The following is a 26,685-nucleotide window of genomic DNA, read 5'->3' on the forward strand; positions in this document are numbered from 1 at the left end:
GAATGGCGCGCATGATAGCCGAATGCAGGTCGTTTTGCATGACCGGCTGCCGTGCGGTGCGCGCAGGCCGGTCGGAGAACCAAACCGGCGCCGGCCCATGCTAGTATCCAGCCCCTGATGGTTTTGCTTACAGGGTCGCTCGATGCATCTGCACATTCTCGGTATCTGCGGTACTTTCATGGGTTCGCTGGCGCTGCTGGCGCGGGACCTGGGGCATCAGGTCAGCGGTTCGGACGCCAATGTCTACCCGCCGATGAGCACCCAGCTCGAGGCCCAGGGCATCCAGCTGATGGAAGGTTATGATCCGGCCCATCTGCAACCGCAACCGGACCTGGTGATCATCGGCAACGCCATGTCCCGGGGCAATCCGGCGGTGGAATATGTGCTGGACAAGGGCATTCCCTATACTTCCGGTCCCCAGTGGCTGGCCGATCATGTACTGCAGGATCGCTGGGTGCTGGCGGTGGCCGGAACCCACGGCAAGACCACCACCTCCAGCCTGCTGGCCTGGCTGCTGGAGGATGCGGGCATGGCCCCGGGCTTCCTGATCGGCGGCATCCCGCAGAACTTCGGCATTTCCGCCCGGCTGGGCGATACGCCGTTCTTCGTCGTCGAGGCGGACGAGTACGACAGCGCCTTCTTCGACAAGCGTTCCAAGTTCGTCCACTACCGCCCGCGCACGGCCATCCTGAACAATCTGGAGTTCGACCACGCGGATATCTTCGAGGACCTGGCCGCCATCGAGCGTCAGTTCCACCACCTGGTGCGCACCATTCCTGCCAGCGGCCTGATCATCCATCCCCGGCAGGATGCGGCGTTGCAGCGGGTGATCGGCAAGGGCTGCTGGACTCCGGTCCAGACCACCGGCGAGGGCGGCAACTGGCAGGCGCGGCTGCTGGCCGAGGATGGCTCGCGCTTCGAGGTCTGGCTGGACGGGCAGCTGCAGGGCATCGCCGAGTGGCAGCAGACCGGCGCCCACAGTGTGGCCAATGCGCTCTGTGCGCTGGCGGCGGCGCGCCATGTGGGCGTGACGCCGGAGCAGGGCATAGCGGCGCTGGCGGGTTTTGCCAGTCCCAAGCGGCGCATGGAGAAGATTGCCGACACCGGGGGCGTCACCCTGTATGACGATTTCGCCCACCATCCCACCGCCATCGCCACCACCCTGGCGGGGCTGCGCGCCAGTATCGGTGACCAGCGGCTGCTGGCGATCATCGAGCCGCGCTCCAACACCATGCGTCTGGGCAGTCACATGGCGGCGCTGCCGGGCAGCGTCGAGCACGCCAGCGAGGTGATCTGGTACCAGCCGCCTGGACTGGACTGGTCGCTGGATTCGGTGGTGCGTGACAGCCCGGTACCGGCGCAGGTGATGACCGACATCGATGCGATCGTCGAGAAGGTGGCAGCCGAGGCGCAGCCGGGCACCCGGGTGGTGATCATGAGCAACGGCGGCTTCGGTGGTATCCACCAGAAGCTTAAGCAGGCGCTGGAGCATCGCCATGGCTGAGCCGCGCCGCGTCACCCTTGCCGTCACCGGCGCCTCGGGAGCCCAGTATGCGCTGCGCCTGCTGGAGTGCCTGGTGCGGGCCGATGTGGAAGTGTTCTTTCTCATCTCCCAGGCGGCGCAACTGGTGGTGGCCACCGAGACCGAGCTGCAACTGCCACCCAAACCCCAGGCGCTGGCAGCCTTTCTCACCGAGCATTACCAGGCGAGGGCAGGGCAGATCCGGGTGTTCGGCAAGCAGGACTGGATGAGCCCGGTGGCCTCCGGCTCCGGCGCGCCCTCGGCCATGGTGGTCTGCCCCTGCAGTACCGGCACCCTGTCGGCGATTGCCTGCGGAGCCAGCAACAACCTGATCGAGCGTGCTGCGGATGTCGCTCTCAAGGAGCGCCGCCAGCTGATCCTGGTGCCCCGGGAAAGTCCCTATTCCACCATCCATCTGGAAAACATGCTCAGGCTCAGCCAGATGGGCGCAGTGATACTGCCGGCCAGCCCCGGTTTCTACCATCAGCCGCAGAGCATCGATGATCTGGTGGATTTCGTGGTGGCGCGCATCCTCAATCAGCTGGGTATCGAGCAGGATCTGCTCAAGCGCTGGGGCGAGTAGTCCTGCACAGCCTGGTGCGGTCGATAAGCCGGCACCGGGTACCGATATACAGCTGCGTTATCCGGCTACCGGAACGATCATTCGCATCTACCTTCTGACGGGCACCTTTTCCGTGGTGCGGTCGGGACTGTCCTGCTGTCTGTCCTCTGAATAACAATAAAAGTCAGGAGAAGTCGGATGTATACGCGTAACAGCAATGCCTGCTCCACCCCCTTGCGACCCCGTCCATTGGTGACTGCGCTGGCCCTGGCCGCCGGTTCGGCCCTGCTTATCGGCTGTCTCGGCGGAGGCGGCGGCTCCAGTGACCGCGGCGAGCGAGGTGAACGCGCCACGGTCACTCTGGCCAACGGCGAAGTGCGTGGGCGTGTCGCTGATGACACGCTGATCTGGCATGGTATTCCCTATGCTCAGGCACCCGTGGGCGAGCTGCGCTGGCGCGCACCCCAGCCGCCGGAAGATTGGAGCGGTACTCTGGATGCCCGTGAACGCGGTCCCGAATGCGTGCAGGCAGAAACCACAACCCGCTGGCAGCGTACCTCCACCATGGTGGGTGATGAGGACTGTCTGACGGTCGATATCTACCGTCCCGATCGAGCCGGTTTCGCCGACGAGGCTCTGCCGGTGTACGTCTGGATACATGGCGGATCGAACAATTTCGGCACCGCAAAGCAATATGACGGCAGCACCCTGGCCAACCACTCCGATGTGGTCGTGGTGGTGGTGCAGTACCGGCTCGGGCCGCTGGGCTGGTTCTTCCATCCCGCCGTCCAGACCAATGGTGCCGATCCGCTGTCCGATTCCGGCAACTTCGGCACCCTGGATACCATCCGGGCCCTGGAGTGGGTGCAGGACAATATCGCTGCCTTCGGCGGGGATCCGGACAATGTTACCATCACCGGTGAATCCGCCGGCGGGCACAACGTGCTGAACCTGCTGGTGTCCCCCGAGGCCGGCGGAGGGCTTTTCCATCGGGCCATGTCCCAGAGCGGCTCGATGAACACCCGCAGTACCACAGCGGCGCGCAATTCGGCCAATCAGCATGTGGAATGGCTGATTCGCCTGCTGGAAGACCGCAAGACCCCGGATACACCCATCTCGGCGGATCAGGCCAGGCAGATGCGCGAGGAGATGGAAGCCGCCGGCACCCTGGGTGAGTACCTGCGTGCGGCGCAGGGGCATGATCTGTATCAGGCCGTGGTCAACTACAGTTCACTGAGCGCCTACGGCGCCATCGAGGATGGCACCGTGATTCCGGAAGGGGGGTGGATTCCCCGCTTCACCAGTGGCGAGTTCAACAACGTGCCGGTAATCCTCGGGGCCAACGAGTACGAACAGAAGTCCTTCATGCCCCTGTACGGCGGAGCGGTCAAGGGTCTGCTGCCGCAGGTGCCCTCGCCGCCGGACAAGAGCTGGCTGGATCTGCTGGATGTGGCCTTCGAAGGCACCCAGACCCTGGATGAGGTGCTGCCGACCCAGAAGGACAGGGATACCTATGAGCTGACGGGCTATTACGGTGGCCGTTCCTGGCGCGCCAAGTATGTCGATCAGCTCGCTGCGCTGATCAGCCAGCACCAGCCACAGACCTATGCCTACGACTTCCGCTGGGGTACGGCATCGGGCCCGGCGCCGTTCAACTTCATCTACGGCGCAGGCCATGCATCGGACATATCCTTCTTCTTCGGTACCGGAAACGGGTTGTTCGATCTGCCCTTCACCGAGCAGAACGAGGCGGGGCGGCGCGACCTGCAGCTGGCGATGATGAGCTATCTGGCAGATTTCGCCCGGGATGGCGATCCCAACGGCGATTTCACCCAGGACCTTCCCACCTGGAGCAGCTGGACGCCAACGGCGGGGCAGGACAAGCTGATCGTGTTCGATGCCACCGAGGAGGCGGCCGATATCAGCCTGTCCGACGAGGCCCTGACCTTGCCGGCAGTACGCCTGGCCTGGGCAGAAGCCATGGATGAAGCGGGACTCTCCCCTCAGGAAAAGGCGACATTGCAGAGCCTGTTCGGTCAGGGAGACAGCTACTCCACACCCTGAGCAGGCGCGCTGACAGGGGTCGGCGCTGCTCAAAACCCGGTGCCACGGAAGTGGCACCGGTACCCGTCGGTCATTTTTTGAGTAAAAACTCTAATTTTTCTTTCAGCACCGCTTTTGCTGGTTTAGACTCACCGTCATGAAGCACCATCCGTTCGGATGGCAGGCACAGTGACGTGCGAGACAAAAACAAGAGCTGATGCGCCATGAGGGGATCGGATCCGAGGCTGGCGGTTTTCATTCATCCGCCCGACCACCGTCGGTCTGGACGGGCTGCTTTGGCCCGCGGGCAGACCCTGCGCCCGGCGCCTGGGGCATCGCGCCAAGCTCTCACCGGCATGGTTCCCGTTCCCGCTGTCCTTGCTGACGATTTCATCCGTATTCGACCCTGCCTCAACCCTGATTTCCCGAACTGCGGTTTCGTTCGAGCGGGCTGCCCGGCCTGTCGAATCGTCTGTGCTGCACCTTGCCAACTACCGTCCACAGCCGCCTGCAATCCCGGGGCGGTGCAATCAGGGTGACCCGCTGGCGCAGTAGCCGGGTCGTCGTTTCAGCTGAAAAGAGGAAAGAGGGAAACGCCATGCAATCCAGGATACTTACCACCGGCACGCTGTTGGCCGCCACGCTGGTACTGGCTTCATGCAAGTTCGGTGGCAGCAGCAGCTCGTCATCGTCGGACGGCCCGCCGCAGGCGGGGCAACCGCCGAACATCCTGTTCGTGATCATGGATGATGTGGGTATCGACCAGTTCGAGTCCTTCGGTTATGGCGGAATGAAGCCGCCGTCGGTGCCGTCGATTGATGCCCTTGCCGACAACGGTCTGCGCTTCCGCAACGCCTGGGCAATGCCCGAGTGCTCGCCCAGTCGGGCCAGCTTCATGACCGGGTTGTATCCGATGCGGACCAATATTCAGCAGGCGATCGGCCCCAATGATCTGGCCAATTCACATGTCTCGCCCTACGTCATGACGGTACCCAAGGTGCTGGCTGCGGCGGGTTACGAGAGCGGCCTGTTCGGCAAGTTCCACCTCGGTGGGCCGGAGAACAACCCCGCCGGCATAGCCGCGCCGGCCGCGCTGGGCTGGGAGCACTTCAAGGGTTGGGGTGGGCTGCCGGCCTCGATTGATACCACCGCCGGCGGCGTCGGCGAGGAAGGCCAGTACGCCTGCGGTTTCGTGCCCCATGCGGCCCAGGGTGGCGCCCACTTCGGCGCCTGTTACATCCCGACGGGGGACGGTGGCGCCAGCTGCAGCGAAATCACCGGCGAGCCCGGCGGGGATTCGGCCGGTCTGCAATGCCTGACCCAGGGCGGCGTACTGGTGCCGGAGCAGAACTGCGAGTCCACTCCGCCGGCATACGTGAATTTCGAGCGGGAGAATGCTCATTACGTTTCCAGGCTGCTGGTGAACTGGGAAGACGACGTGCAGGAACTCAGCCTGTCGGACCCTCGCTCCCGTGGCTACCGCGCAACCATCGAGGTGGACACCACCATCGACTGGATCAAGTCGCAACCGGCTGACCAGCCGTGGATGGCGACCCTCAGCTTCAGCTCTGCCCATACGCCGCTGCAGCACCCGCCCCGCAGTCTGGTGCCCTCCGGTGCAGCTGATATCCTCACCGCCGACTGCAGCTCCGCGGCGCCGCTCAACCAGCGCAACGTCATGGACACCATGGTCGAGGCCCTGGACACCGAGCTGGGTCGACTGCTGGTGGAAACCGGGATCGCCTCCCGCGGGGACGACGGCAGCCTGATCTACGATCCGGCCGCCAGCAATACGGTAGTGGTCGTGGTGGGGGACAATGGCTCCTTCGGGCCCACGGTCAAGCTCGGCTTCGACCCGGGCCGGGCCAAGGGCACGGCCTATCAGACCGGCGTCTGGGTGCCCCTGGTGGTCTCCGGACCCATGGTCGAGCAGCCCAGCCGCAACGTCGAGCACATGGTCAACGTCGTGGATCTGTTCAGCTTCTTTGCCGACGTGGCCGGGGTGGACCTGGAGCAGGCGGTACCCCAGGGTACTGATGCCGAGGAGATGTATTCCTACCTGACCGAGCCGGATCGCGACAGCGTTCGGGAGTTCAACTTCACCCAGGGCGGGCTGAATATCCTCGCCAACGATGCGGTGAACGGCCCCTGCGTGTTCAATGGCAACTTCTGTTCCCACACGCCCATGTCCGCCCAGGTATGCGCGGACAACAACGGGGTCTGGTGGGGGCAGGGGGCCAATGTCGGCGAGAACGGCGTGCTCAGGGAAGTCGACCATTGCTGGCAGGTCAACCAGGCCCTGTACGAGGATCAGGGCAGTGACTATCAGCCCATCGAGATGGGTCCGACCGTCTACATGGCGATCCGGGATGACGAGTACAAGCTGGTGCTCAACGAGTCGATGGACTATGACATCGCCACCGACAGCGGCGTGCTGGTCAAGACCCGGGAGTTCTACCGCGTCGATCAGGCCGTACCCCAGCCGGCCCTGGACGGAGAAGGGGATGATCTGCTCAACCCCGAGCCCCGGCTCTCGCCCGCCGAGGAGCAGCGTCTGGCCGAACTGGAATACCAGCTCGAGCTGCTGCTGGCATCACAGAAGGCCTGTCCGGGTGACGGTAACGGCGACGGGGTGGTGGATCAGGAAGATATCGACAACCACAGCCGGCTCGCTTCGCAGTGGGGTGGTTCCAGCCTCTATGACTTCAACCATGACGGCCTGACCGACGCCCAGGACCTGGCGATCATCCAGGCCAATCTGGGCGCCTGCCCGCAGTAGTATCGCGGTACCACAGCTGGCGCCCCGCCCGGGGCGCCAGCGCTGTTCAGCCGGCAGCCAGCATGTGGCCGAACTCTTCCAGGTTCAGGTGCCACTCCACCGCTTCGCGCAACAGATGCGGTGTGTGCCCGCCCCGGGCACAGGCCCGCTCGAAATAATCACTCAGCGCTTCCCGGTATTGCGGATCGGCACAGTTGTCGATGATCACCCGCGCCCGTTCCCGCGGGGCCAGGCCGCGCAGGTCGGCCAGTCCGTGCTCGGTCACCAGGATGTCCACATCATGCTCGGTATGGTCAACATGGCTGACCATGGGCACCACGCTGGAGATGGCGCCGCCCTTGGCAATGGATTTGGTGACGAAGATCGCCAGATTGGCGTTGCGGGCGAAGTCCCCCGAGCCGCCGATGCCGTTCATCATGCGGGTACCGCAGACGTGGGTGGAGTTGACGTTACCGTAGATGTCGAACTCCAGCGCGGTATTGATGCCGATGATGCCCAGCCGGCGCACCAGCTCCGGATGGTTGGACATCTCCTGCGGGCGCAGCACCAGTTTGTCCCGGTACCTGTCCAGATTGCCGAACACCCGCTCGTTGCAGCGGCCGGACAGGGTGATGGAGCAGCCCGAGGCGAACTTCATCTTGCCGGCATCGATGAGTTCGAAGGTGCAGTCCTGCAGCACCTCCGAGTACATCACCAGATCCTCGAAGGGGGAGTTGATCAGGCCGCATAGAACCGCATTGGCAATATTGCCGATGCCGGCCTGCAGCGGACCCAGGTTGTTCGGCAGGCGGCCTGCCGTGACCTCGCGTTCGAAGAAGGCGATCAGGTGGTCGGCAATGGCCTGGGTTTCCTCATCCGGCGGGGTGACCGTGGAATGGGAGTCGGGCTGATCGGTAATCACGATCGCGGCGATCTTGGCCGGGTCCAGCGGAATCGCGGTGCTGCCGATGCGCTGTTCCGAACTGACCAGGGGGATGGGTGTGCGGGTCGGACGGTAGGTCGGGATATAGATATCGTGCAGCCCTTCCAGATCCGGGTTGTGGGCCAGGTTGATTTCCACCACCACCTGTTTGGCGAAGATGGCGAAACTGGCTGAGTTGCCTACCGAGGTGGTCGGGACAATATGGCCTTCCTCGGTGATGGCCACGGCTTCGATGATGGCGATGTCCGGCAGCTTGAGCTGGTGATTGCGCATCTGCTCCACGGTATCGGACAGGTGCTGGTCGATGAACATGACCTCACCCTGGTTGATCGCCCGGCGCAGGGTCGCATCCACCTGAAAGGGCATGCGCCGTGCCAGTACGCCGGCTTCGGTCATCTGGCGGTCCAGGTCGTTGCCCAGGCTGGCACCGGTCAGCAGGTCGATCTTCAGCGGCTGCTCCCGGGCCCGGTCGACCAGCGCCAGGGGGACCGCCTTGGCTTCCCCGGCACGGGTGAACCCGCTCATGCCGACGGTCATGCCATCTTCGATCAACAGTGCTGCCTGTGCCGCGCTCATGACCTTGTCATGCAGCGCCGGCATGCGAATACGATTTCTGTACATGGGACTGACACCAGATTGATTTGGAACCCGGGCAGTCTAGAGGCGCCTGCGCAGCGTTGGGCACTGGACCATGGTCTAACAGCGACCCCCGGGTCATGCCTGCTCGCAGGCTCAGCGCAGGCCGTCGGGCCAGCTGCAGTGGGAGGAATCGATCACCCAGCCCTGCTGGGGGGCGAAGGCCTCGCTGAGCAGCAGGTGCTCGGGTTGCTGTTCGACAAGTTCGCCCCGTTCCAGGGTGAACAGGCGGCCGCTGGCGGTGCCGTCGATCAGTTCAGCCAGATAGAGATCGGGCTGCTTGGGGTCAAGCCGGGCGATGAGTTCGCCACTGTGCTGGTCCAGGCTCTCGTCGGCGTGCAGGGCGCTCAGATCCGGACAGGGCGGGGCGGTCAGACGCATCTGGTAGACCAGCTGCAGAGAGTTGGTGGGCAGGTGCACATAGGCCCTCGGGCGCTCCAGCAGGTTCAGTTCCCGGCAGATGACCGCCCGAGTGGCGCTCTGGTATGGCGACAGGCTGTACCAGCGGTTCGGATCAGGGGGCAGGTTCTCGGCGTAGGGGGTCGGCAGCCAGACTTCCTGATAGCGACCATTGAGCCAGCCATGGCGGGTTTCCAGCAGCAGTTCCTCGGCCAGCTCGGTCATCAGGGTCAGCAGCGGCAGACGCAGCTCGTGGGCGGGAACGTAGCCCGACAGCAGCTTGAGCACCTCATCGCCCCGGTCCGGTCGACGCTGGCGGACCAGCAATCGGAAATCGCGCTGCTGCCAGGTGAACAGGATATCGGCGGACACCCCCAGATTGGCCACCGTCAGTTCGAAGCACTCGGGGTCATCCACCTGCACCGGCTGGCGCAGGGCGAGCATGTCGTCGAAGCTCAGCGGATTGCCCACCGGGGTATAGCGCAGCAGTTCAGGTCCGGCCTGAACATGCAGCGCCTGAGTCTTGAAGGCGATGGGACTTCTGCGGGCTATGACTCTGCTCATGCTGCCTCCGTTGGGGTTGCCGCCGGTACAGCTGCGCAGTGGCCCGCAAGGGGTCAGTCCGCAGTACCGGCGGTCCGGCGTTCGAGAATGCCGGCTACTGTTGTCACGTTCTGCCGCAAATGCAGCGGGTTGATGGTGCCTATGATGGCGCTGCTGACCGCCGGGTGGCTGAATACCAGCTCGAAGCCGGCGGTGAGCGGGTCCTCACCTTCCAGGCAGATGTGCCCGCTGGCCAGCGCCTTTTTCACCAGGATGCCCTTGCCGTGGTCCGCAGCGTAATCCAGAACCGGACGCTCGGCCTGCTCGCGCAGGTTCCAGGTGACCATGGCGCAGTCGCCGTCGCGCAGGGCCTGAACGCCACCGGCCACTGTCTTGCCGGAGAAGCCGAAGGCGCGGATCAGACCCTCCTGTTTCAACTGTTGTAGTGCAGGATAGACCTCATCTTCCAGCACTGTCAGGTCGTCGCCACTGGAGTGCACCAGCACCAGATCCAGATAGTCTGTGTGCAGGCGTTGCAGCGAACGCTGGACCGAGAAACGGGTATGGGCGGCGCTGAAATCGAACCGGGACTGACCGTCGACGAACTCCTCGCCAACCTTGGTGCACAGCACCCAGTCCTGACGCTGGCCCTGCAACAGCGGGCCGAGGCGTTCTTCGCTGGTACCGTAGGCCGGGGCCGTATCCAGCAGGTTGATGCCCAGCTCCCTGGCCAGCGCCAGCAGGTCGCGGACCTGCCGGTCGTCCGGCAGCTCGAAGCCGCTGGGATACTTGACCCCCTGGTTGCGGCCGATCTTGACGGTGCCCAGCCCCAGGGGTGAAACCTGCAGGCCGGTATTGCCCAGCGGGCGGTGCAGATGTGCCAGAGTCATCAGAACAGGGTATCCCATACCGGAGTGGCGACCGGGGGCGTCGGCATTGCCGGCTCCGGTTGCGCCTGCTGTGGGTGGATCTGCTGGCGTTGCAGCTCGGCCATGACCCTGTCACTCAGGTCAGGGGCCAGCGCCAGTTTGGTGGGCCAGCAGACCAGGGTATTGCCGACCGGCTGCACGTGGGCATTGTCCGGGCGCACCAGGCCGCTCTGCGCCGGTTCGGCGCGGGTGACCGGCAGCGTCCTCCACTGGCAGTCGCTCAGGTCGACCCAGGGCAGCAGCTCGGCCAGTTCGGCGCGAGCCCGCTCGATCAGGCGGTCGGCGGGCATGTCGGTGCCCTGTTCCGCCAGATCCCCGCCCAGGTACCAGCACCACTGGCCATCGGCGCAGGGGTGGGTGGTAACGGTCAGGCGCGGCTTCGGACTGTTGCCCAGACAGTGGGCGAACAGCTGCGGCAGCCCGGGCCCCTTGACCAGCACCATCTGCAGCGGGCGTCGCTGCATCGCCGGCTGACGCAGCCCGGCCATGTTCAACAGGGCCTCGTTGCCCTCACCGGCGGCCAGCACGTAGCGCCGGGCGAGCACCTGTCGGCCGCCGACCTGCAGGCTGCGGATACCCTCATCGCCACCGTCGAGCTGCGGCTGGCCCTGTACCAGGGTGCCCTCGCCCAGCTGTGCCAGGCGGCGGACCACATCAGGCACATCCAGCACCAGCTCGCCCAGGCGGTAGACCTTGCCCCTGAATGCGGGGTCGGTGAAGACCGCGGGCAGATCACGGCCCTTGATGCTGTCGACCCGGCCACGCAGCGCCTTGCTGGCGAAGAACCCGGCCAGATTGCTGATCAGATTGCCCGGTGACCACAGGTAGTGATGCTGTGACAGTACCCGCACCTGGCGCAGGTCCAGCTCGCCGCTGCCATCCAGACAGGCGCGCCAGCGGGCGGGCATGCCGGCGATGGCCTCGGCTGCCGTGGTCAGCTTGCCGTGCAGCGCGTACTTGGTGCCGCCATGGATGATGCCCTGCGACTTGGTGCTCTGGCCGCCACCGAGGGCGGCAGGCTCGATCAGCAGGGTGCTGAAGCCCTGCTGGCGCAGCCGCGCATTGAGCCAGAGTCCGGCGATGCCGCCACCGAGAATACAGATATCAACATGCAGGGGTGTGCTCATGGGCTCCCAGAACTGACCGAGGAAAGGGTCTGTAGTATAGCCGCGGGCCGCCTGGAAGGTCACTTCGATCTCCGGCTCCGGCCCGAGACAGCCGGTTCTGCTACTCTATGCGCGGCCCTGATCTGGAGAAGTGCATGCCCCGTTTTTTCTACAGTCTGATTTTCCTGCTGTGCCTGCCGTTGATCCTGCTGCGATTGCTGTACCGCGCCTGGCGCGCACCGGCCTATGCCCGGCGCTGGGCCGAGCGCTTTGCCCTGGGCGGGGATCTGCGTGCCGGCGGCATCTGGGTGCATGCGGTCTCCGTCGGCGAGTCCATTGCCGCCGCGCCTATGGTCCGCGAGCTGCTCGCCCGACACCCCGAGCTGCCGGTGACCATGACCTGCATGACCCCCACCGGATCGGAGCAGATCCGCAAGCTGTTCGGCGACCGGGTCGGGCACGCCTACCTGCCCTATGATCTGCCCTGGCTGCAGCGCCGTCTGATCCGGCGCCTGGCCCCCCGGGTGGCGATCATCATGGAAACCGAACTGTGGCCGAATCTGGTCGCCGAGTGTCGCCGGGCCGGCGTGCCCGTGGTGCTGGCCAATGCACGGCTCTCCGAGCGTTCGGCCCGCGGCTACCGGCGCGTTTTGCCGCTGGTGCGCCCCATGTTCGCGGCGCTGGACTGGGTGGCCGTGCAAAGCGCCGCCGAGGCCCAGCGCTTTGCTGCCCTGGGGGTGCGCGACACGGCGATGACGGTGACCGGCAGCATCAAGTTCGATCTCAAGCCGTCTCCTGCGGTAATCGAGGCCGCCGCGCAATGGCGCGCCGGTTGGGGGCAGCGCCCGGTGTGGATCGCCGCCAGTACCCATGCCGGCGAAGACGAGCCGGTGCTGCAGGCGCACCGGCAACTGCTGGAGCGCCATCCCCGGGCGCTGCTGATCCTGGTGCCGAGGCATCCGGAACGCTTCGATGGGGTGGCGCGGCTGGTGCAGCAGAGCGGCCTGTCTCTGGTGCGGCGCAGCAGTGGTGCGCAGCCGGGGGAGGCCGATCAGGTGTTTCTCGGCGACAGCATGGGCGAGCTGATGCAGTTCTATGCCTGCGCCGACCTGGCCTTCGTCGGCGGGTCGCTTATCCCCGGGGGCGGACACAATTATCTCGAGCCGGCGGCCCTGGGTCTGCCGGTACTGTCCGGTCCGCACCGGTTCAATTTTGCCGAGATCAGCCAGCTGCTGGAGCAGGCCGGGGCGCTGGTCGAGGTGGCGGATGCCGCAGCGATGGTGGCGCAGGTGCAGGCCTGGCTGGATGACGAGGTTGCCCGGGAGCGGGCAGGTGAGGCGGGCCGGAAGGTGGTGGAGGCCAACCAGGGCGCCCTGGAGCAGCTGCTGCAGGGCATCACCCGGTTGCTCTGATCCTCAGAACGAGGTGCGCATGCGCTCCTGCAGCTCCTGCTGATCGCTCCACTCGTTGCGCTGGATACGTGCCGGCGCGCGGGGGCGGTCATTCAGGTTGAGCTGACGCTGTTCCTCTTCGGTGAACGGCGGAATGAAATCCCGGTCCGGGTTGTAATCGGCTTTCAGCCAGGCTGACAGGTCCTCGAGATCCTGGGGACTCAGCGTGCCGGCGGCCTGCTTGAGGCTGAGATTGTCGATGATGTAGTTGTAGCGCGCATTGTTGTAGTCGCGCACCGAGCGGTACAGATTGCGCTGGGCGTCCAGCACATCCACCACGTTGCGGGTACCTACCTCATAGCCGGTCTGGGTGGCATCCAGTGCCGCCTTGGAGGAGACGATCGACTGGCGGCGGGCTTCCACTTCCTCGACGCTGGAGGTCACGGTGCGGAACAGGTTGCGGGTGCGCTCCACCACGCGACGCAGTTCGGCTTCACGGGCCTGTTCGGCCTGGCTCAGGCGGTAGGTTGACTCACGCACCCGCGAGGTGGTGGCGCCGCCGGTGAATAGCGGCAGGGTCATCTCCACACCGAACTGGGTCAGCTCGGTGTCGCCGGCAATCTGGCCGGGCATGCCGCCCAGGCGGGCACCGCCGTGGTTGTCACTGTAGCGAATGAACGCATCCACCGCCGGGGCATAGCCGGCACGGCTGCTGCGCAGGCTCTCCGAGGCACTGTCGATGGCCAGGCGGTAGGCCTGCAGCGAGAGGTTCTGAGCGGCGGCGGTGTCCACCCACTGCTGCATGTCACCGGGGACCGGAGCGAGGATCGGCAGCTCATGGCTCATGCCCAGCAGTTCCGGATGGTCGCGGTTGGTCAGGCGGGTGAGGGCCTGGTAACTGACGTCCAGATTGGTGGTGGCGGTAATGCGCGTGGCGCGGGCGGCATCGTAGCCGGCCTGGGCCTCGAGCACGTCGGTGCGTGCCGCCAGACCCACCTCGAAGCGCTCGCGGGCCTGCTCCAGCTGGCGCTCGAAGGCGGCTTCCTCGGCCTTGGCCGTAGCCAGGTTGTCCGAGGCGCGCAGCACGTTGAAGTAGGCCTGGGCCACGTCCAGTATCAGCTGCTGCTGGGTGGCGGAAAATTCGACCCGAGCCTGTTCCGACTGGGACTTGGCGGCCTGGTAGTTGAACCAGCGGTCGGCACGGAACAGCGGCTGGGTCAGGCTGGCCTGGTAGTAATGGGTTGAATAGCTGTCCGAGCCGGCACCTTCGACATCCACCCGCTCACGGGCGACCCCGGCACCCAGGCCTATGTTCGGCAGCAGCTGTGCCTTGGCCTGGGGCAGGATTTCCTGGCGTGCCAGGGCGTCGGCTTCTGCTGCAGCCAGATCGGCACTGTTGAGCAGCGCTTCCTGATAGATGGTCATCAGGTCGGATTGAGCCAGGGCCGACCCGGATGCACCGGCCAGTACAACAGCGAGATAGATAGGACGGAACATGTACTGATCCTTCGCACGGGGGAGTCAAGTCAAGCAGTCAAGGCTAAAGAGCCCCGGGCTGGCGGTCAAGGGCAAGCGCAGCGCGGACCGCAAGTCGATGACTTGTCCGCGGGCGCCGGAAGCTCTATGCTGCACCTTCATCTTGACGGGGTGCCTGGTACGCGAGTGCCGGCTGAGATTACACCCGTTGAACCTGAACCGGTTAGCACCGGCGTAGGAATCGAGATGCGCACTCCTTGCCGACGGCGCCCTTGCGGGCGGCCGTCCGTGCCGCTTCGGTTCCCTGTACGTCCCCTACAGCGGAGCACAACAAATGATGACCAGTCGTCTGCCTGATACCGCCATCGCCACTTCCGGCGCCGATGGCGCTGCCACTCAACCCCTGCCCAACTCCCGCAAGGTCTACGTGACGGGCTCGCGCCCGGATATCCGCGTGCCCATGCGCGAGATCAGTCTGGCCGATACCCGTACCGATCGGGGCGTGGAAGCCAATCCCCCGGTGCTGGTGTACGACACCTCGGGCCCTTACACCGATCCAGCAGCCCGGATAGACCTCCGGTCAGGCCTGCCCGATGTGCGCAGCGCCTGGATCGAGGAGCGGGGCGATACCGAGATACTGCCCGGGCTGAGCTCCGAGTTCGGCCGCGCACGGCTGGCCGACACTTCGCTGGATGCCATGCGCTTTGCCCATGTGCGCACGCCGCGCCGGGCCAGAGCCGGCCACAACGTGACCCAGATGCACTACGCGCGTCGCGGCATCATCACGCCGGAGATGGAGTTCGTCGCCATCCGCGAGAACATGAAGCTGGCCGAGGCCCGGGAAGCAGGGCTGCTGCAGAACCAGCATCCCGGGCACAGTTTCGGCGCCGCTATCCCGCGCGAGATCACGCCCGAGTTCGTCCGCGAGGAGATCGCCCGGGGGCGTGCCATTCTGCCGGCCAACATCAATCACCCGGAGCTGGAGCCGATGATCATCGGCCGCAACTTCCTGGTGAAGATCAACGGCAATATCGGCAACTCGGCGCTGGGTTCCTCCATCGAGGAGGAGGTGGAGAAGATGACCTGGGCCACCCGCTGGGGCGCCGACACCATCATGGACCTGTCCACCGGCAGGAATATCCACGAGACCCGGGAGTGGATCATCCGCAACTCGCCGGTGCCGATAGGTACTGTGCCCATCTACCAGGCGCTGGAAAAGGTCGGTGGAGTAGCCGAGGATCTGAACTGGGAGATCTTCCGCGATACCCTGATCGAGCAGGCCGAGCAGGGCGTGGACTATTTCACCATCCATGCCGGTGTGCTGCTGCGCTACGTGCCGCTGACCGCCAGCCGGGTCACGGGTATCGTTTCCCGTGGCGGATCCATCATGGCCAAGTGGTGTCTGGCACACCATAAGGAAAACTTCCTCTATACGCATTTCGAGGACATCTGCGAGATCATGAAGGCCTACGACGTGTCCTTCTCCCTGGGGGACGGTCTGCGCCCGGGTTCCATCGCCGATGCCAACGATGCGGCCCAGTTCGGCGAGCTGGAGACCCTCGGCGAGCTGACCAAACTGGCCTGGAAGCACGATGTGCAGACCATGATCGAAGGCCCCGGCCATGTGCCGATGCAGCTGATCAAGGAGAACATGGACAAGCAGCTGGAGTGCTGTGACGAGGCGCCTTTCTATACCCTGGGGCCGCTGACCACTGACATCGCGCCCGGCTATGACCATATCACCAGCGGCATAGGCGCTGCCATGATCGGCTGGTTCGGCTGCGCCATGCTCTGCTACGTCACTCCCAAGGAACACCTGGGTCTGCCCAACCGCGATGATGTGAAGACCGGCATCATCACCTACAAGATTGCCGCTCACGCGGCGGATCTGGCCAAGGGGCATCCGGGGGCGCAGATCCGCGATGACGCACTGTCCAAGGCGCGTTTCGAGTTCCGCTGGGAGGACCAGTTCAATCTGGGTCTGGATCCGGATACCGCCCGGGCCTTCCATGATGAGACGCTGCCCAAGGAGTCGGCCAAGGTCGCGCACTTCTGCTCCATGTGTGGCCCCAAGTTCTGCTCGATGAAGATCACCCAGGAGGTCCGCGACTACGCCGCCGCCCAGCGTATCGAGGCGGTGGACCTGGCGCTGGAGGAGGGGATGCAGGCCAAGTCCACCGAATTCCGTCAGAGCGGTTCGCAGCTGTACCAGAAGGTCTGACTGGCTCCCTGGGAACGTCGAGCACCAGCTCGATGAGCGGATGGGTATCCGACGCAGCGTTCTCCAGTACCCCCGCGGACGGGCGGGTGCGCGTCCCTCCCGGAGTGGCGAGTTGCATCTCGACACGGCGTGCTCGCCGCATGCCCCGGATTGCCGGGATGGAACCCGGCATTCCATATGGGAGATCTGCCTGTTCGCGCTGATCGGTTGGGGTGATCTACCCCTTGCTTCAGCCCGCCCGGGTATGCGAGGTTAGCCCCATTATCCCCGCCACGGGGTGTCCTTTTCAGGGGTTGACCATTGAGTGATTTCAGTCAGCAGGATGTTCAGATCCTGCGTCGGGAGCCGGGTTTCTGCGGTTTCTACCAGGTGGATGTTCTGACCCTGCGTCACCGGCTGTTTGCCGGGGGCTGGGGGCCGGAACTGCGGCGCGAGCTGTTCGTGCGGCGCGACGCCGTGTGCGTGCTGCCCTACGATCCCTGGGAGGATGCCGTGGTGCTGGTCGAGCAGATGCGCGTCGGTGCGCTGGACAAGCGCGCCAGCCCCTGGATGCTGGAACTGGTCGCCGGATTGTTCGATGAGGGCGAGTCGGCCGAGGAGGTGGCCCGTCGGGAGGCCCAGGAGGAGGCCGGGCTGGAGCTGCGCGAGCTGATTCCCATCACCCGCTATTTCCCGTCACCGGGGGGCAGCAATGAGCATGTGCATCTGTTCTGCGCCCTGGTCGACAGTCGCGGCGTCGGCGGCATCCATGGCCTGGCCGAGGAAGGAGAGGATATCCGCGTGCAGGTGCTGAGCCTGGCCGAGGCCCGGCAGGCGCTGAGCGACGGGCGTCTCGACAACGCGGCGAGCATCATTGCCCTGCAGTGGTTGCTGCTCAACGGCCAGCACGTGCGCGAACAGGCGGGGCCGCGACCATGATGGTCGCACGCAAACCCCGCTATCGTGTGGATCTGGTGGCATTGCAGGCGGTATGCGAAACCAACTTCGTCCGCTTGCACCAGTTGATGCCGAGCATGGCCGAGCAGAGCGAACGGCAGATTCCCCTGGGCGTCGACGGGCCGGAACAGCAATTGGTCATCCGTGTGCTGGAACGCTGCCCCTATACCACGACCTTGCAGTTGCGGCACGAGCGCCGCCGGGACTGGCTGCAGCCGCCGAGCATGGAAGTGCGCCTGTACCACGACGTGGGCATGGCCGAGGTGGTCGCCGCCTACAACCGCCGGCGCTTCCGCGGCGTCTACCCCTATCCCAACGAGCAGATGCTGCAGCCGGACGAGAAATACCAGCTCAACCGCTTTCTCGGTGAATGGCTGGGCTATTGCCAGCGCCACGGCCTGAGCGACCGGCCGCTGCCCCTGGGGCGCTGAGCGGATGCACGGCGCGGGCCCGCAGAGGCATTTTCTGTTCGGAGTTGTGAGCCAGTCACTGGATTGTCGGGGCGTCTGTTGCCATCATGGCGGGAAATTCTGAGGGAGCGGCAATATGACATCGGATGCCCAAGGTTTTCCCGGTTCCGTCTGCGTGGTGCAGCTGACAGACAGCCATCTGTTTGCCGATGCGCAGCAGCGCCTGCTGGGGATAGATACCCTGGCCTCACTCAATGCGGTGGTCGATCAGGTGCTGGTCGAGCAACCCCGCATCGACCTGATACTGGCCACCGGCGATATCGCGCAGGACGCCTCGCCCCAGGCCTATCACAGTTTCATCAGGACCGTCGGTCGCATCCCCGCTCCCTGTTGCTGGATTCCCGGCAACCATGATGACGCGACCCTGATGGCCGAGATCGGAGATGCGCAGGGCCTGAACCGGGACTGGGTGGATGTGGGCGCCTGGCGCATCGTCTTGCTCGACTCCAGTGTGGCCGGATCCGTCTCCGGCGTTCTCGAGCAGCCGCAGCTGCTGCAGCTTGATCGGGCGCTGGACAGCGCCGGCGAACGCCATCTGCTGTTGTGTCTGCACCACCATCCGGTACCCATCGGCAGTGCCTGGATGGAACCCCTGGGGCTGCAGAACGCCGACCGCCTGTGGCAGCGCCTGGACGCAGAGCCGCGGGTACGGGCGGTGCTCTGGGGCCATATCCATCAGCAGCTCGAACAGCAGCGCGGAAGCGTGCGACTGCTGGCCAGCCCATCGACCTGCGTACAGTTCGCCGCAGGCAGCAGTGATTTTGCAACCGATCAGCAGGCGCCGGGATACCGCTGGCTGCGGCTGCATGACGACGGGCGCATGGAAACCGGGGTGTCCCGGCTGGCGCCCGGCAGCTTTCCCCCGGAAGCCGGTGCCTCGGGTTACTGACGCAGGCGCGCCCATGCGCTGCGGCCGGATAGAATGCTATGCTGGACCACCCCGAGGGGATGCCGTACCCGCTCTGAATGATCAAGGAAAATCAGACAATATATGTCCCAATCGTCCTACAACGCCGATGATATTGAAGTACTCAGCGGTCTGGACCCGGTGCGCCGTCGCCCGGGCATGTACACCGACACCACGCGTCCCAATCACCTGGCCCAGGAAGTCATAGACAACAGTGTCGACGAGGCGCTGGCCGGCCATGCGCGCAGCGTGACCGTGATCCTGCATCAGGACAACGCCCTGGAGGTGATCGACGACGGCCGCGGGATGCCGGTGGATATCCACCCCGAGGAAGGGGTGTCCGGCGTCGAGCTGATCCTCTCCCGGCTGCATGCCGGCGGCAAGTTCTCCGGTAAGAACTACCAGTTCTCCGGCGGCCTGCACGGAGTCGGTATTTCGGTGGTCAACGCCCTGTCGCTGCGACTGGAGGTCAAGGTGCGGCGCGATGGCCAGGAATACGCCATGGCCTTCGAGCATGGCAACAAGGTCAGCGAGCTCGAGGTGATAGGCACCGTCGGCCGGCGCAACACCGGGACCACGGTGAAGTTCTGGCCCGATGCAAGCTACTTCGATACGGCGAAGTTCAACGTCAACCGGCTGTTGCATCTGCTCAAGGCCAAGGCGGTGCTGTGCCCGGGTCTGAAGGTGGAGTTCGACGACCGCCAGTCCGGAGAGAAGACCAGCTGGTACTACGAGGACGGTCTGCGCGACTACCTGACCGATGCCTGTCAGCAATGGGCCACGCTGCCGCAGGAGCCCTTTACCGGCGCCATGGCGGCGAGCAAGGAAGCAGTGGACTGGGCCCTGTTCTGGCAGCCCGAGGGAGGCGAGCTGGTCCAGGAAAGCTACGTCAACCTGATTCCCACGGCCCAGGGCGGCACCCATGTCAACGGCCTGCGTTCCGGTCTACTGGAGGCCATCCGCGAGTTCTGCGAATTCCGCAACCTGCTGCCCCGGGGCGTCAAGCTGGCCCCCGAGGATGTCTGGGAGCGGGTCAGCTATGTGCTGTCGGTGAAGATGGCCGAGCCACAGTTTTCCGGCCAGACCAAGGAGCGACTGTCCTCCCGTGAGTCGGCCTCTTTCGTCTCCGGCGTGGTCAAGGATGCCTTCAGTCTGTGGCTGAATCAGCATGCCGACATCGGCCAGCAGATTGCCGAAATGGCCATAGATCATGCCAGCCGGCGCCTCAAGGCGAGCAAGAAGATCGAACGCAAGCGCATTACCCAGGGACCCGCGCTGCCGGGCAAGCTGGCTGACTGTGCGGGTCAGGACAGCCGCCGTTCCGAGCTCTTCCTGGTGGAAGGGGACTCCGCCGGCGGCAGCGCCAAGCAGGCCCGGGACAAGGAGTTCCAGGCCATCATGCCGCTGCGCGGCAAGATCCTGAACACCTGGGAAGTCGACTCCGGACAGGTGCTGGCCTCCCAGGAAGTGCACAACATTGCCGTGGCCATCGGTGTGGATCCGGGCTCCGACGACCTGTCGCAGCTGCGTTACGGCAAGGTGTGCATTCTCGCCGATGCCGACTCCGACGGTCTGCACATTGCCACCTTGCTCTGCGCCCTGTTCGTGCGCCACTTCCGCCCCCTGGTGGAGGCCGGGCATGTGTTTGTGGCCATGCCGCCGCTGTATCGCATCGATATCGGCAAGGATGTGTTCTACGCCCTCGACGAGGCGGAGAAGGACGGTATCCTCGACCGCATCGAGGCCGAGAACAAGCGCGGCAAGGTCCAGGTCACCCGCTTCAAGGGGCTTGGTGAGATGAACCCGCTGCAGCTGCGTGAAACCACCATGGCCCCGGATACCCGCCGCCTGGTGCAGCTGACGCTGGACGATATGGAAGGCACCGAGGCGCTGATGGATATGCTGTTGGCGAAGAAACGCGCCGCCGATCGCAAGCAGTGGCTGGAAACCAAGGGCAACCTGGCCGAGGTGGTGGTGTGAGGGCCCTGGCCAGATGACCGCGGCACCGCCGCCGGATCGGCGGCTGGGCACGGTGATGATGGTGCTGGCCTGGATCGCCGGTCTGGCGGTGGCGGCTCAGTGGTTCGCCGGTGTCGAGGAGCGTCGACGCAATCCGAACCAGGCGCCGCTGTCCCTGCATACCGGGACGGCGGTGGAGGTACGCCTGGAGCGCAACCGCGCCGGGCACTATCTGGCCACCGGGCGGATCAACCAGCAGCCGGTGACCTTTCTGCTGGACACCGGCGCCACCTTTGTTGCCGTCCCTGCTGATCTGGCCGAACGCCTGCAGCTGAAGCGGGGCCGGCCGATCATGGTCAACACTGCCAATGGCCTGACCGAGAGCTGGAGCACCCGTATCGACACCCTGCAGCTGGGCGACATCCGTCTGCACGGGGTCAGTGCCGGCATAGTGCCCGGCATTCTCGGCGATGAAGTGCTGCTGGGCATGAGCGCCCTGAAGCAACTGGATTTTACCCAGCGGGGTAATGAATTGATTTTGCGCCAACATGTAGAGAGCAAACATGAGTGACAGTCTGGATCTGAGCCTGGAAGGCGTTGAGCGTCGCTCCCTGTCGTCGTTTACCGAAGAAGCCTACCTGAACTACTCCATGTACGTGATCATGGACCGGGCCCTGCCGCATATCGGCGACGGACTCAAACCGGTACAGCGGCGCATCGTCTACGCGATGAGCGAGCTGGGCCTGTCCGCCGCCGCCAAGCACAAGAAATCGGCCCGTACCGTGGGCGACGTGCTCGGCAAATATCACCCCCACGGCGACTCGGCTTGTTACGAGGCCATGGTGCTGATGGCCCAGCCCTTCTCCTACCGCTATCCGCTGGTGGACGGGCAGGGCAACTGGGGTGCGCCGGATGATCCCAAGTCCTTCGCCGCCATGCGCTATACCGAGGCGCGGCTGGCTCGCTACAGCGAGGTACTGCTGACCGAACTGGGGCAGGGCACGGTCGACTGGCAACCGAACTTCGACGGCACCCTGGAGGAGCCGGCAGTACTGCCGGCCCGGCTGCCGAACCTGCTGCTCAACGGCACCACCGGCATCGCGGTGGGCATGGCCACGGATATTCCGCCGCACAACCTGCGCGAGGTGGCCGCCGCCTGCGTGCGCCTGCTGGATGATCCCGGGGCGGGGCTGGACGAGCTGATGGAGCATATCCAGGGCCCGGACTTCCCCACCGAGGCGGAAATCATCACCCCGCGCCGCGAGCTGCTGAATCTCTACGCCACCGGGCGCGGTTCGGTCCGCTGCCGCGCGGTCTGGAGCCGCGATGACGGCGATATCGTCATCACCGCACTGCCGCATCAGGTGTCCGGGGCCAAGGTGCTGGAGCAGATCGCCGCGCAGATGCAGGCCAAGAAGCTGCCGCTGGTAGCCGACCTGCGCGATGAGTCGGATCACGAGAATCCGACCCGTATCGTCATAGTGCCGCGCTCCAACCGGGTGGATGCCGAGGAGCTGATGCAGCACCTGTTCGCCACCACCGATCTGGAAAGCAGCTACCGGGTCAACATGAACGTCATCGGCACCGATGGCCGTCCGGCGGTCAAGGGGCTGCATGCGCTGATCAGCGAGTGGCTGGGCTTCCGCATCACCACGGTACGGCGGCGCCTGCAGTACCGGCTGGACAAGGTGCTGGCCCGTCTGCACCTGCTGGACGGTCTGCTGATCGCCTTCCTCAATCTGGATGAGGTGATCGAGATCATCCGCACCGAGGACGAGCCCAAGGCAGTGCTGATGGCCCGTTTCGGCCTGACCGAGCTGCAGGCCGACTACATTCTGGATACCCGGCTGCGTCAGCTGGCGCGGCTCGAGGAAATGAAGATCCGCGGTGAGCAGGATGCGCTGAGCAAGGAGCGCGATCAGTTGCAGAAGACCCTGGGCAGCGAGAAGCTGCTGCGCAAGCTGGTGCGCAGCGAGCTGGAAGCCGATGCCCAGACCTACGGTGACGATCGTCGCTCGCCGCTGGTTGAGCGGGAGGAGGCCAGGGCGCTGGCGGAAACCGAGCTGGTGCCCTCCGAAGCGGTCACCGTGGTGCTGTCCGAGCGGGGCTGGGTGCGTTGCGCCAAGGGTCATGACGTGGATGGGGCGAGCATGTCCTACCGCGCCGGAGATGGATTCCTGACCCAGGCGCCGGGTCGCTCCAATCAGCAGGCCGTCTTCCTGGACTCCACCGGGCGCAGCTATTCGCTGCCGGCCCACAGCCTGCCCTCGGCCCGTGGCCAGGGTGAACCTCTGACCGGTCGACTGAGTCCACCCCCCGGCGCCGAGTTCGTCAGTGTGGTGCTGCCCGAGGATCAGCAGCTGTATCTGCTGGCCTCCGATGCCGGCTACGGGTTCGTGGTGCAGGGCGCAGACCTGCAGTCGCGCAACAAGAACGGCAAGGCCCTGCTGAGCCTGCCCGAGGGTGGGCGGGTGCTGGCGCCGCTGGCGGTCAGCAGTCTGGACAGCGATCAGGTGGTGGCCATCTCCAACGAGGGACGCCTGCTGGTGTTCCCGCTGAAGGACCTGCCGCAGCTGTCCAAGGGCAAGGGCAACAAGATACTGTCGATCCCCTCGGCGCGGGTGAAGAGTCGGGAGGAGTTCGTCGTCGGGCTGGCAATACTGCCCGAGGGCGCGAGCCTGGTGCTGACCGCGGGCAAGCGCACCCTGACCCTCAAACCCTCGGATCTGGAGCACTACCGGGGTGAGCGTGGACGGCGTGGCAACAAGCTGCCGCGGGGCTTCCAGAAGGTCGATGCGGTGCAGGTGGAAGGCTAGGTCTGCGGTGGAGGGGGCTCAGCTCCCTCCGGCGTAGCGCCGGTGCGCTACACCCCGTAGGGGCGAGCACTGGCTCGCCGGACCGCTGTCACGATTCGGCTTTCTCAGGTGCAGTGCGGGTACGCCAGCCTCCCTTCGGGTCAGTTGCTGCCGAGACTGCTCAGCTGTTGTTGCAGCCGGCCCTGATAGGGCTCCAGCAGGCGCTCGACGCAATGGGTGTTGGGTTGACTGGCCAGACGGCGCAGCACGGCCTTGTCCCGAAGCAGGCCGCTGCCGGCCAGCTCGCTGTCCAGCAGCAGCAGGTTGCGGCTGTGCTGCATGCGCTCGAACAGCTGGGCGCAATCCTCCGAATGCTGCTGCAGCTGATCCGGTTCGATACCCTGGCAGGGGGTGTGGCACAGGGCGATCTGGATATGCAGGGCGATGCCGGTATCGGCGATCTCTATCTGCAGGTTGTGCCCCACCACCCGCATCAGCTCACCGCAGCACAGCGCCGCACCCAGTGGGTCCGGATGCTCGGGGTGGAACAGGATGACACTGCTGCCATCCATCAAGGTATGCAGCTCGCCACCGTTGCTGCGACTGGACTCCTCCAGTTGCGACCGGTAACGCTCCAGCAGTGCCAGCAGCCTGGGTCGCGGCAGGCGATGCAGGGACTGCAGGTTGTCCAGGCGAATCGCCAGCACCGCACTGGCGGGTTGCTGTTCGACCGGGGCTGCCTGTTCCTGCTCGCCTTCGGTGAGCAGCAGGTCGATATCCTCCGGTCCCAGGTCGGTCTGGATCTCGTCGTCCATCCCGTTCGGCTCGGACGGATTCGGCGTCTCTTCGGCAGACTCTTCAGTGACCCTTTCCGGTGCCGGTTCGGTGTCCAGGTCATCCACGTCGTCAAACAGCAGATCAGGCTCGCGCTCCTCGTCGATGGTCGGCTCCAGCTCGGGTTCGAGTTCGGGCTCGGGTTCGGGCAGGGGTGGCAGGTCGGTGATGCGGCGTTCCGCCAGGCGCCGGGCGAGGTCGCCCAGTTCGTCGGGGCGGTGGATGCCCGGCGCCGGCTGATCACTGTCGCCATACCAGTTGCCGAGGGCGGCCAGAGTGCGGCGCATGCCGGCGCCGAAGCGCCAGGCCACCAGCCCGGCAATCAGCACCAGCAGGGCGAGACTCCATTGCAGTCCTTCCAGCATGCGCTGGGCCGGTACCAGAAAGGGATCGCGGGCCAGGCTCAGATGCAGCTGTCCCACCAGTTCGTCCTGCATGTGCACCGGAGCGATGAAGTGGCCTTCCCCGGGAGCCAGGGCGGAGGCTGAAGGCCTGCGGCCGGCCTCGGCCAGGGTGCGGTTGGCGGTATCGGCCAGGCTGGCATGAGCCACCAGAGGGTTCTGCGCCCATTGGGCGAGGCTGATATTCAGGCTCAGGGTATCCCGCGCGGCCAGGGGCTCGGCCAGTTGCATGGCGATCTGGCGGGACAGCTCCACGCCGATGGCATCGGCCTGGCGCGCGGTGTCACGCTGCAGCTGGTACTGACCGAACCACAGCAGCGCCAGGAACGCCAGTACGAGCGGCACCAGGGCCAGCAGCACCAGGGTGCCGGGCAGCGAAATGCGCTTGTTGCGCAGTGAAGCATGACCGCGCAGGAAGAGGTTGTCAGATGAGTTCTTGGTCGGATTCAAAGTATGGCTCGATTGTGGTAGGGGCAGGCATGCAAAGTACGGCTAGTATAGCGATTCGCCATGGGTGTAAAAAGGCTGCAGCTGTGATGCGCCGGGCATTGCGGTTAGAATATCGGTTTCCTTTTTCTGACTGGAGCGACCCTTGAAGGAAATCGTCCTGATCAACATTACCGGCCCCGATCGCCCCGGTCTGACCGCGGCCATTACCGGTATTCTGGCCAGGGCCAATGTCGGCATCCTCGATATTGGTCAGGCCGTTATCCACGACACGCTGTCCTTCGGCATTCTGGTGGAGATGTCGGGGGATACCAGTGACTCAGACGTATTGAAGGACGTTTTGTTCCGCGGGTACGAACTGGACCAGCAGGTGCGCTTCACTCCGGTCAGCGCCGAGGAGTACAGCCGCTGGGTGACAGGGCAGGGCAAACCGCGGCATATAGTGACCCTGCTGGCGCGGCGGGTGACCGCCGAGCACATTGCTCGGGTCAGCGAGATCACCGCCCGCTACGGGCTGAACATCGACCATATCGACCGCCTCTCCGAGCGCATTCCCGATGGCATGCCCGCCGATCAGGGCAAGGGCTGCATCGAGTTCTCCGTGCGTGGTGAGCCGGCGGACCCGGCGGCGCTGCGTTCCGAGTTCCTGGCCATAGCCCAGGAGCTGAATGTGGATATTGCCTTCCAGCAGGACAGCGTGTTCCGTCGCAACCGCCGCCTGGTGGTATTTGACATGGACTCGACGCTGATTGACGCCGAGGTGATCGACGAGCTGGCCAAGGCCGCCGGGGTGGGTGACCAGGTCGCGGCCATCACCGAGCGGGCGATGCGCGGCGAGCTGGACTTCAAGGCCAGTTTCCGCGAGCGCATGGCATTGCTCAAGGGGCTGCCGGAAACGGTACTGGAAGATATCGCCCAGTCCCTGCGGCTGACCGAAGGGGCGGAAACCCTGATCAGCCAGTTGCGTCGTCTGGGTTACAAGACCGCCATTCTTTCGGGCGGATTCAGCTATTTTGCCGAACGCCTGCAACAGCGCCTGGGCATCGACTATGTCTACGCCAACGCACTGCCGATCCGGGATGGCGTGGTAACAGGGGAAGTGGAGGAGCCGATCGTCGATGGCGAACGCAAGGCTCTGCTGCTGCGCGAGCTGGCCCAGCGCGAGGGCATCAGCCTGGAGCAGACCATCGCCGTCGGTGACGGTGCCAATGACCTGCCCATGCTGTCGATCGCCGGTCTGGGTGTCGCCTTCCGCGCCAAGCCGCTGGTCAAGCAATCGGCCAAGCAGGCCATCTCCACTCTGGGGCTGGACGGCATACTCTACCTGCTGGGATTCCGCGACCGGGAAGGTTTCTGAGCGGCGCACCCGCCACAGGGACGAGCGGGTGCTCGTCCTCCCTGGGCTCT

At 65.0% G+C, this 26,685-nt stretch carries 20 protein-coding genes and 1 riboswitch; of the genes, 13 read left to right on the forward strand and 7 right to left on the reverse strand.

Annotation, left to right across the window (positions count from 1 at the left end):
• The first annotated feature begins 142 nt into the window (after window positions 1-142).
• The 3 genes from mpl to BM046_RS02410 all read left to right on the forward strand — a co-directional run bounded on the left by mpl (window position 143) and on the right by BM046_RS02410 (window position 4,148).
• Complete coding sequence (gene mpl / locus BM046_RS02400; RefSeq protein WP_090536587.1) at window positions 143-1,504, forward strand: UDP-N-acetylmuramate:L-alanyl-gamma-D-glutamyl-meso-diaminopimelate ligase; 1,362 nt, start codon at window positions 143-145, stop codon at window positions 1,502-1,504.
• Window positions 1,497-2,105 (forward strand): flavin prenyltransferase UbiX, encoded by a 609-nt coding sequence (locus BM046_RS02405; protein ID WP_090536589.1) that lies wholly within the window; start codon window positions 1,497-1,499, stop codon window positions 2,103-2,105. The genes mpl and BM046_RS02405 overlap by 8 nt, the downstream gene beginning before the upstream one ends.
• 177 nt (window positions 2,106-2,282) lie before the next feature.
• Window positions 2,283-4,148, forward strand: coding sequence for a carboxylesterase/lipase family protein (locus tag BM046_RS02410; protein WP_090536590.1), 1,866 nt, complete (start codon window positions 2,283-2,285; stop codon window positions 4,146-4,148).
• 70 nt (window positions 4,149-4,218) lie between these two features.
• Here BM046_RS02410 and BM046_RS16200 read toward each other — a convergent pair whose 3' ends face one another.
• Window positions 4,219-4,386, reverse strand: coding sequence for a hypothetical protein (locus BM046_RS16200; RefSeq protein ID WP_177197766.1), 168 nt, complete (start codon window positions 4,384-4,386; stop codon window positions 4,219-4,221).
• A 339-nt stretch (window positions 4,387-4,725) separates the two neighbouring features.
• Here BM046_RS16200 and BM046_RS02415 point away from each other — a divergent pair, with 339 nt between their 5' ends.
• Window positions 4,726-6,906: a sulfatase-like hydrolase/transferase gene (locus BM046_RS02415; RefSeq protein WP_090536592.1), complete on the forward strand. Its 2,181-nt coding sequence runs from the start codon at window positions 4,726-4,728 to the stop codon at window positions 6,904-6,906.
• Window positions 6,907-6,952: 46 nt separating this feature from the next.
• Here the strand turns inward: BM046_RS02415 and BM046_RS02420 are convergent, their stop codons facing one another.
• The 4 genes from BM046_RS02420 to BM046_RS02435 form a co-directional block, all read right to left on the reverse strand.
• Window positions 6,953-8,449 carry an acetyl-CoA hydrolase/transferase family protein gene (locus tag BM046_RS02420; protein ID WP_090536594.1) on the reverse strand — a complete coding sequence of 499 codons (1,497 nt, stop codon included), beginning with the start codon at window positions 8,447-8,449 and terminating at the stop codon, window positions 6,953-6,955.
• 111 nt (window positions 8,450-8,560) lie between these two features.
• A complete protein-coding gene (locus BM046_RS02425; RefSeq protein ID WP_090536596.1) occupies window positions 8,561-9,427 on the reverse strand; it encodes a hypothetical protein in 867 nt (288 codons plus the stop codon).
• Window positions 9,428-9,480: 53 nt separating this feature from the next.
• Entirely contained in the window at window positions 9,481-10,296 is an 816-nt protein-coding gene (locus BM046_RS02430; protein WP_090536597.1) for an aldo/keto reductase, read from the reverse strand.
• A complete protein-coding gene (locus tag BM046_RS02435; RefSeq protein ID WP_090536887.1) occupies window positions 10,296-11,462 on the reverse strand; it encodes an NAD(P)/FAD-dependent oxidoreductase in 1,167 nt (388 codons plus the stop codon). The genes BM046_RS02430 and BM046_RS02435 overlap by 1 nt, the downstream gene beginning before the upstream one ends.
• 134 nt (window positions 11,463-11,596) lie before the next feature.
• On the opposite strand from BM046_RS02435, the gene waaA reads away from it, so the two are divergent.
• Window positions 11,597-12,853, forward strand: a complete 1,257-nt coding sequence (gene waaA, locus BM046_RS02440; RefSeq protein WP_090536599.1) for a lipid IV(A) 3-deoxy-D-manno-octulosonic acid transferase — start codon at window positions 11,597-11,599, stop codon at window positions 12,851-12,853.
• Window positions 12,854-12,856: 3 nt separating this feature from the next.
• Here waaA and BM046_RS02445 read toward each other — a convergent pair whose 3' ends face one another.
• Complete coding sequence (locus BM046_RS02445) at window positions 12,857-14,329, reverse strand: TolC family outer membrane protein (RefSeq protein ID WP_090536601.1); 1,473 nt, start codon at window positions 14,327-14,329, stop codon at window positions 12,857-12,859.
• Between the two features lie 136 nt (window positions 14,330-14,465).
• Window positions 14,466-14,566: riboswitch (TPP riboswitch) on the forward strand.
• A gap of 79 nt (window positions 14,567-14,645) precedes the next feature.
• On the opposite strand from BM046_RS02445, the gene thiC reads away from it, so the two are divergent.
• The 7 genes from thiC to parC all read left to right on the forward strand — a co-directional run bounded on the left by thiC (window position 14,646) and on the right by parC (window position 23,617).
• Window positions 14,646-16,529, forward strand: coding sequence for a phosphomethylpyrimidine synthase ThiC (gene thiC / locus BM046_RS02450; protein WP_090536888.1), 1,884 nt, complete (start codon window positions 14,646-14,648; stop codon window positions 16,527-16,529).
• A 300-nt stretch (window positions 16,530-16,829) separates the two neighbouring features.
• On the forward strand, window positions 16,830-17,447 hold the full coding sequence (locus BM046_RS02455) for an NUDIX domain-containing protein (protein ID WP_090536603.1): 618 nt from the start codon (window positions 16,830-16,832) through the stop codon (window positions 17,445-17,447).
• On the forward strand, window positions 17,444-17,896 hold the full coding sequence (locus BM046_RS02460; RefSeq protein ID WP_407046211.1) for a DUF1249 domain-containing protein: 453 nt from the start codon (window positions 17,444-17,446) through the stop codon (window positions 17,894-17,896). The genes BM046_RS02455 and BM046_RS02460 overlap by 4 nt, the downstream gene beginning before the upstream one ends.
• A gap of 115 nt (window positions 17,897-18,011) precedes the next feature.
• Complete coding sequence (cpdA, locus tag BM046_RS02465; protein ID WP_090536604.1) at window positions 18,012-18,824, forward strand: 3',5'-cyclic-AMP phosphodiesterase; 813 nt, start codon at window positions 18,012-18,014, stop codon at window positions 18,822-18,824.
• A 102-nt stretch (window positions 18,825-18,926) separates the two neighbouring features.
• A complete protein-coding gene (gene parE / locus BM046_RS02470; protein ID WP_090536605.1) occupies window positions 18,927-20,822 on the forward strand; it encodes a DNA topoisomerase IV subunit B in 1,896 nt (631 codons plus the stop codon).
• Window positions 20,823-20,835: 13 nt separating this feature from the next.
• Window positions 20,836-21,372 carry a retropepsin-like aspartic protease family protein gene (locus tag BM046_RS02475; RefSeq protein WP_235818547.1) on the forward strand — a complete coding sequence of 179 codons (537 nt, stop codon included), beginning with the start codon at window positions 20,836-20,838 and terminating at the stop codon, window positions 21,370-21,372.
• A complete protein-coding gene (gene parC / locus BM046_RS02480) occupies window positions 21,365-23,617 on the forward strand; it encodes a DNA topoisomerase IV subunit A (protein WP_090536606.1) in 2,253 nt (750 codons plus the stop codon). The genes BM046_RS02475 and parC overlap by 8 nt, the downstream gene beginning before the upstream one ends.
• 140 nt (window positions 23,618-23,757) lie before the next feature.
• Here the strand turns inward: parC and BM046_RS02485 are convergent, their stop codons facing one another.
• Window positions 23,758-25,281: a hypothetical protein gene (locus BM046_RS02485; protein WP_090536608.1), complete on the reverse strand. Its 1,524-nt coding sequence runs from the start codon at window positions 25,279-25,281 to the stop codon at window positions 23,758-23,760.
• 142 nt (window positions 25,282-25,423) lie between these two features.
• Between BM046_RS02485 and serB the strand changes: the two genes are divergently transcribed.
• A complete protein-coding gene (gene serB, locus BM046_RS02490; RefSeq protein WP_090536610.1) occupies window positions 25,424-26,635 on the forward strand; it encodes a phosphoserine phosphatase SerB in 1,212 nt (403 codons plus the stop codon).
• The last annotated feature ends 50 nt before the right edge of the window (window positions 26,636-26,685 follow it).

The organism is Halopseudomonas formosensis (assembly GCF_900115905.1).
GTDB lineage: Bacteria > Pseudomonadota > Gammaproteobacteria > Pseudomonadales > Pseudomonadaceae > Halopseudomonas > Halopseudomonas formosensis.

Excerpts from the sequence above, each read along its gene's own strand:
- mpl (WP_090536587.1), top strand. The coding sequence starts at position 143 with ATGCATCTGCACATTCTCGGTATCTGCGGTACTTTCATGGGTTCGCTG.
- BM046_RS02405 (WP_090536589.1), top strand. The coding sequence starts at position 1,497 with ATGGCTGAGCCGCGCCGCGTCACCCTTGCCGTCACCGGCGCCTCGGGA.
- BM046_RS02410 (WP_090536590.1), top strand. The coding sequence starts at position 2,283 with ATGTATACGCGTAACAGCAATGCCTGCTCCACCCCCTTGCGACCCCGT.
- BM046_RS16200 (WP_177197766.1), bottom strand. The coding sequence starts at position 4,386 with ATGAAAACCGCCAGCCTCGGATCCGATCCCCTCATGGCGCATCAGCTC.
- BM046_RS02415 (WP_090536592.1), top strand. The coding sequence starts at position 4,726 with ATGCAATCCAGGATACTTACCACCGGCACGCTGTTGGCCGCCACGCTG.
- BM046_RS02420 (WP_090536594.1), bottom strand. The coding sequence starts at position 8,449 with ATGTACAGAAATCGTATTCGCATGCCGGCGCTGCATGACAAGGTCATG.
- BM046_RS02425 (WP_090536596.1), bottom strand. The coding sequence starts at position 9,427 with ATGAGCAGAGTCATAGCCCGCAGAAGTCCCATCGCCTTCAAGACTCAG.
- BM046_RS02430 (WP_090536597.1), bottom strand. The coding sequence starts at position 10,296 with ATGACTCTGGCACATCTGCACCGCCCGCTGGGCAATACCGGCCTGCAG.
- BM046_RS02435 (WP_090536887.1), bottom strand. The coding sequence starts at position 11,462 with ATGAGCACACCCCTGCATGTTGATATCTGTATTCTCGGTGGCGGCATC.
- waaA (WP_090536599.1), top strand. The coding sequence starts at position 11,597 with ATGCCCCGTTTTTTCTACAGTCTGATTTTCCTGCTGTGCCTGCCGTTG.
- BM046_RS02445 (WP_090536601.1), bottom strand. The coding sequence starts at position 14,329 with ATGTTCCGTCCTATCTATCTCGCTGTTGTACTGGCCGGTGCATCCGGG.
- thiC (WP_090536888.1), top strand. The coding sequence starts at position 14,646 with ATGACCAGTCGTCTGCCTGATACCGCCATCGCCACTTCCGGCGCCGAT.
- BM046_RS02460 (WP_407046211.1), top strand. The coding sequence starts at position 17,444 with ATGATGGTCGCACGCAAACCCCGCTATCGTGTGGATCTGGTGGCATTG.
- cpdA (WP_090536604.1), top strand. The coding sequence starts at position 18,012 with ATGACATCGGATGCCCAAGGTTTTCCCGGTTCCGTCTGCGTGGTGCAG.
- parE (WP_090536605.1), top strand. The coding sequence starts at position 18,927 with ATGTCCCAATCGTCCTACAACGCCGATGATATTGAAGTACTCAGCGGT.
- BM046_RS02475 (WP_235818547.1), top strand. The coding sequence starts at position 20,836 with ATGACCGCGGCACCGCCGCCGGATCGGCGGCTGGGCACGGTGATGATG.
- parC (WP_090536606.1), top strand. The coding sequence starts at position 21,365 with ATGAGTGACAGTCTGGATCTGAGCCTGGAAGGCGTTGAGCGTCGCTCC.